The 5986-nt window shown below is 40.3% G+C and carries 2 protein-coding genes; both read right to left on the bottom strand.

Going from position 1 to position 5986, the window contains the following annotated elements:
- On the bottom strand, window positions 1-4834 hold a 4834-nt coding region (locus ACMZ6Z_RS08825), incomplete at its 3' end, for a YSIRK-type signal peptide-containing protein (RefSeq protein WP_416132178.1).
- Between the two features lie 51 nt (window positions 4835-4885).
- Entirely contained in the window at window positions 4886-5323 is a 438-nt protein-coding gene (locus tag ACMZ6Z_RS08820; RefSeq protein ID WP_416132177.1) for a hypothetical protein, read from the bottom strand.
- Window positions 5324-5986 lie beyond the last annotated feature (663 nt).

Here is a 5986-nt window from a genome sequence, read left to right as displayed (position 1 = left end):
ATGGGCCTGTGTCTCCGCGGTCGCCTTTTGCGCCGTCTTGACCGGCTGGACCTTGATCGCCTGGCTCACCTTTATCACCTCTCGGGCCTTGTGGGCCGGCTGGACCTGTTTCACCGCGGTCGCCTTTTGCGCCGTCTTGACCGGCTGGGCCTTGATCACCTGGCTCACCTTTGTCACCTCTCGGGCCTTGTGGGCCTACTGGGCCTGTGTCTCCCCGGTCGCCTTTTGCGCCATCTTGGCCGGCTGGGCCTTGTTCGCCTGGCTCACCTTTGTCGCCTCTCGGGCCTTGTGGACCTAATGGGCCAGTGTCTCCGCGGTCACCTTTTGCGCCATCTTGCCCGGCTGGGCCTACTGCACCTGCTGGACCTGTTTCACCGCGGTCACCTTTTGCGCCATCTTGACCGGCTGGGCCTTGTTCGCCTCTCGGGCCTTGTTCGCCTCTCGGGCCTTGTGGGCCTACTGGGCCAGTGTCTCCGCGGTCACCCTTAGCGCCGTCTTGACCGGCATCTCCTTTTTGTCCTTGTGGGCCGGTAATATTACCTGTTAGAACCCAGCGGTTGTTCTTTTTCTCATAAACTTGACCGGTCGTGGCGTTGATTGCCATGTCGCCATTATTTCCAACTTCGTTTCTAGGCGTAGTGGTTGTTGGCCAGACACGGTTTCCTGTGTCTCCTTTTTGACCTGTTTCACCACGTTGACCTTGTTCGCCATCTGAGACGTTGACAATGACACCTTCAGCGGTATCATTTCCAATGGTTAATTCAACCGTTTCGTTTTCTTCTTTTATGTCATCTTTTAACGTTTTATAGGTGACATAAAAGCGTGCGGTTCCTTTTGGTACGATGACTTTATCACCTTCTAAGGTAACTCCGTGAGAAAATGTTGGTGTTGCGTTGTAGTCAATGCCTACTGTAGCTGTGTTATCCGCTAGTTCATAGAAATAATCTAAAGTTCGTTCGGTGTTATGACCCATATCTACTAAAAACGTTAAGTAGCCATCTTCGACGGTGCTTGCTTCTAATACTTCGATAGCTTCTTCTTGTGCTGTTTTCGGTTTAATCGTAATTGTTGAACTGTACCCTTCAATAAAGTTGTTCGTGTTACCGTTAACGGCAAGAGCACTACTTGAGCGTACCTTTTCATTTGGCAAGACATTTTTGGGGATTTTAATGTCATATTCAAATAAAGTTGTATTGTTTGGGTTAATGCTCACACCTGGTTCAGATACCCATTTTATGGCTGTGACATTGGCCCAATCTTCCACTTCATATTCCGAAACCCAGCCATTTAATTGACCAGCATTTCGATTACTATTGTGTGGTTGCATGGTGTAGCTTGCTGTCCAACCTGGGATTTGTTTAGCACGACCAACTAGTGCTGGTGTAAACGTAGATTCTCTATCTTTTTTACCGTTAAAAGTATAGTCTGTTTTATTTGGTAAGACTGATATGACCGTCATATTTTGATAAGTGTTTTCGGATAGATTAGCTATATGGGTTTGGATTGTCATGACATCTTCTGGCATGGTATCTGTTTTGGAAACTGAGATATTATCTTTCTCCCCTTTTTTAAACACTTTGTCATAAACAGCCAGTGTCTCAGGTACTAATACTGAGTAATTTCCGCTACTCCGCATATGCACATATTTTGACGTGTCAACACCTGCCCATAAATCAATCCCCAAATCCGTTGGTGTTAATCCGTAGTCAGAGAAATACCCTTCAGAATAATTCTTGGGATTTTGATCTCGAAGATGCGGCACGACAATTCCATGGGTAATATCAAATGCATAGGTATTGGTATCTCTATCAATCTTTTCTGCATTTTTGATGACAACTTCAGGCGTTATAGAAACGTTAGAAGTAAAGAACTCTGAGACCCTTGTCAAATGATTACTAAACTTATAAATATAATAATCGTACCCTTTTTGAAGTGGGTTTTTTAAAACGTGTTTTAAAATTAACGGAACATCTCTATAACCAAATTCACCCTTAAACTCTAAACCAGTGGGAACTTTAAGATAGTAAAAACTATTTTCATCGCTTGGAAAATTTCCAGATTCAAAGGGATAATTATGTACACCTAATTTGGACCAGTACACAGCAGGATCATTTAAATAGAGATTCTTCTTACCTTCAAGTCTGTTGATTCTAAACCCATACTGTGGACGGTCAAGGTATACGCCAACTGCATTCGTTTGATCTTTAGCCGTGGTAGTTGTTTTTGTTTGCAAATGATCTTGATAGGTCAAAACGACATTACTGCTAAACGTATGTGGGTTTTCTCCAATGATGCTCTCGTCACTTACGGTGCTCTCATCTATTACAAACGGTGCTGTTTTTATCGAAACTTTATCACCTAAATAATGTTGAACTTTCACCCACATGTAGTCACTAATACCTGTATTTGGCTCAAACACAAGTTCTACTTTTTTTAATAAGTTTTCATTAGTTCTTAAAAACAGTTGTCTATCACGAAAATCTTTTCTAAATCTTGTGTCGTCTTTCAATGACATTTGGCTAATTTTTCCTAAATTAACACGTGTGTTATCTTGTCTGACACCGTATATGGTGGCGTTTTTAACATTCTCAAAATCACTAGTTTTATTAAAAACAACTAGGATATCCACTCCCTCTTTACCTGGGTTATTAATGTAACTTGTCGGATGGTTTAATTCAATGTCCAATTTTTTTAATGGTACTATCCAATTATCATCTTTGTCATTGCTAATAGTGACATATGTCGACACAGCTAAATCATCGTTTTTGTATGCACCATTTAAAGGTGTTACACGATTTTTTGTTATTTTAGACGTATTTTCTTGTATAAAATTAATATTATAAGGGTCACCATAATAACGTTTATATGAATCATTATCATAATATTTCTCTACATCATTATTAGCTATTAATTTTAGTTTTCTTTCAACGGGTTGTTCTATCACTCGCCAATTATTTTTTTGTGTATGCTGTGCTATAGTTTTTTCAGCACGTATTAATTTTCCGTTGAATCGGTCGTCTTTGGCTTTGTAAAAACCTTCTATTGTATGAACTGCTGGACTGACAACTTTGAAAGTCAAATCAGGGACAACTGCTGCATTTCCTTCGTATTGAAAATACAATACGCTCTTATTATTGTTTTTAATCAGGTCTTCTATTTTTGTTTCAAGGTTACCACTTGAATGTTTATAAAACGTTGAGTTTTCTTGGTAATCTGGATAATTGTTTTTATCTTCTTCTCTATATCCCTTGTAATAAAAAATACGGCTTTCGAATTCCCAGTCGTCAGCATTTTCTAATTTTAACCCTAGTAGAGTAGCACGGTCCTTATAAGCTGTAGTGAGTTGTTTTGCTTCACGTATAAATGCTTCATATTTTGCTACAAATTCTGGTTTTAACCCAATTTCATATTTAATAAAATTTGGTTGTTTCACAACATCTGTATCACGATATTTTTCACCGACAACTACCGCTTGTTGTTCTGTTTCACCTTTTATACTAGAAACGTATTTAATCGTCGCTTGAGGAACTTCTTCAAACCGTTTCATTTGAAAAATTTGTTCACTCGTTTGAATAAGTTTGCTGTCACTTTCATTTTCTTGAGTTCCATACAAGCGCATTGTTATTTTGACGTTTGCACCATTGGGGATATTGCTTTGTTCGTCATGATATGTTACTGGTAGTTTAAAAAACGAACCGGATTGAATATTACCTAAAGGAACATTGATACTTTTCTTTATTCTATAGCTTCCCCCATCTTGTTCTTCGTATTCGATATTAGGTTCTTGGACAACACTACCGCTTTGAACACCAGAAATCCTTAAATCATCTATATATGAACGTCTGCTGCTTCCTGTATACCCCAAATTTTCACCGTTGTATTCAACCGTGACATCATATTTGACATAGGCATCGGTATACTTTTCTGTTGTACCACCTATTTGTATTTTGCTGTATAAAAGATGCTCGCCACCAGCATACAAATTGTAATTACTAGCGTGTTCGTCGGCACGTCCGATACTTAATTGTACCGAGCTTGCTGCATCTCGGCGGGAGCGAGCGATGCTTGGTTGTTCAGCTGTTGTTGATGTGCTGGTGCCTTCAGTCCTTGGTTTTGGCGCTATTATTTTTTCAACAGCATAAAGGATGCGATTATCGCGTCCTTCAGTAATGGTCACCGTTTTTTCTAGCGATAAGTCAGGCTCAAAATAGTTTTCAAGTTGGCTATCACTGATAAGCTCTATCCCCTTTTCAGTAACAGTCGTTGTGGCAAGGGGCTCGTTGGTGACGACAGACTTGGTCTTTGTAACTTTATGAACAACCGCTTTAGTGTCTTTATCGACATAAATAACATCATAACTAATGTCAACAGAACGTTGGCTTATCTCAGCTGAGTTTTGGCTTTGACGATCCGCTACAGGGAGAGTGTCAATAGGACTATGATTTGGTGTCCTTTTTGAGGTTGCTGTCAGACTATTACCCTCATCAGTTGCTAGAGTAGCTGGAACACTGTCTCCTACTGAGGCCGCAAGAGGAGCAGGGGATGTTTCTGTTGGATTAGTCTGGGGAAGCGCCACTGGCTCTGCTGTAATGACAGTCGGCTTCTTTGTCGTTGCTGAGTCAGTCGCGATCTCAATCGTCGCAAAATTGGCGTTAGCAATGGTGTCCGCTGTCGTGGTCGCCTGATTAGCTTGTGAGACAGGCAGAGTGGTTTCATCTGCCTGGACACTATGAGCACCAGCAATCGTTAAGGCGCCTAAAAGGACTGAGCTTGTCCCGTACGCCTTGTATTTTCGTAATGAAAAGCGTTGCTTGGTATCTTTTTGAAAAGTCATAACTGTTTCCTTCTTTCTTAAATAGTTAGGGGTGATGAGGGGCTAAAAGGGTTACATGATTACAAAAGGACCAAAGTGTTCCTCCATATCTGCTATAAGAGCTTTTAAGATCGTTGGTCCTTGAATGAGGATATTGAGAAAGGTAGCAACGGTGTCTGGGGTCACTTCTGTCATGTAACGCATGAACACATAGTCATTATCATCAATCATAAACGTATAATAAACCGCTTGATGCTGATTAATGGCATTAAGATAGTCTAACCATTCTCTGCGTGCTTCTCGATCTTTGTCATAAGCAATCTTGTGAAAAACAATTTGGCCTAAAGACTTTGTCTCGCTTTTGGATAAGGAGACTGCAAAATCAATCAGGTGATACTGAGACAAGGCAAATTTCCCTCGATAAACACACTGATCTGATTGGTCTTGAAACCTCAAGCTGAATTGCTTTTCTTCCAGATGTTGACAGAATCTTGCGTTAATAGCATCCATAGCTACTGACCTCCCATGTTAACGACGATGATGATGAAATGACCTGCATTGAGTCTGATGCTGGAGCTAAGTAAATAGTTGACACTCACGCTCCTGATATCACATCCACCGAGCACTCTTTTTGATAATGCCATAATGACTATAAGGTCATGGCACCCAAAAGATTTTTTATAGGTATTTTAAGCAAACTGTACCCTATTGTATTCTACCCCCCCCCCCCCCCATTTGTCAAGTATTTTGCTTGGTTTTTATCACTTTTTTTTGCCCGTGTTTGAGCCTCTTACTTGGCTTCAAAATCTAAAAACAGTTTCACTGATCGTACCCTATGGGACAAAAAACTTTTTAGTTTAGCTATAATCAAATGAATTAACTTTCAGACAAGGAACTGATACTCAGACATTACAAACAGCTTACTAAACTGTTTGAGGCTGGAGATAAGACAAGCAGAGCTTGTCTTATAAGAGCACGGCAAGTTGAAAGCTCAAAGCCTCATGATGAGGTGTTGAGGTCTGAGCCTAGAAATCAAAAAGCGAAGCGTATCAAAGTTAATTCAAAAGACTATATATAGAGAATTCTTAAGTTTTTTAAATATAGCTTAATGATGGGCAATCAAATCACCTCACTGGCTTTTGGAAGATTATCTATTTTATCACTATGTTAAAT

The sequence above is a fragment of the Streptococcus pluranimalium genome, assembly GCF_047785705.1.
Taxonomy (GTDB): domain Bacteria; phylum Bacillota; class Bacilli; order Lactobacillales; family Streptococcaceae; genus Streptococcus; species Streptococcus pluranimalium_A.
This window is presented reverse-complemented; position numbering and strand designations above follow the sequence as displayed.

Bases quoted from the DNA above. Each gene is read 5' to 3' on its own strand.
- ACMZ6Z_RS08820 (WP_416132177.1), bottom strand. From the start codon at position 5,323: ATGGATGCTATTAACGCAAGATTCTGTCAACATCTGGAAGAAAAGCAA.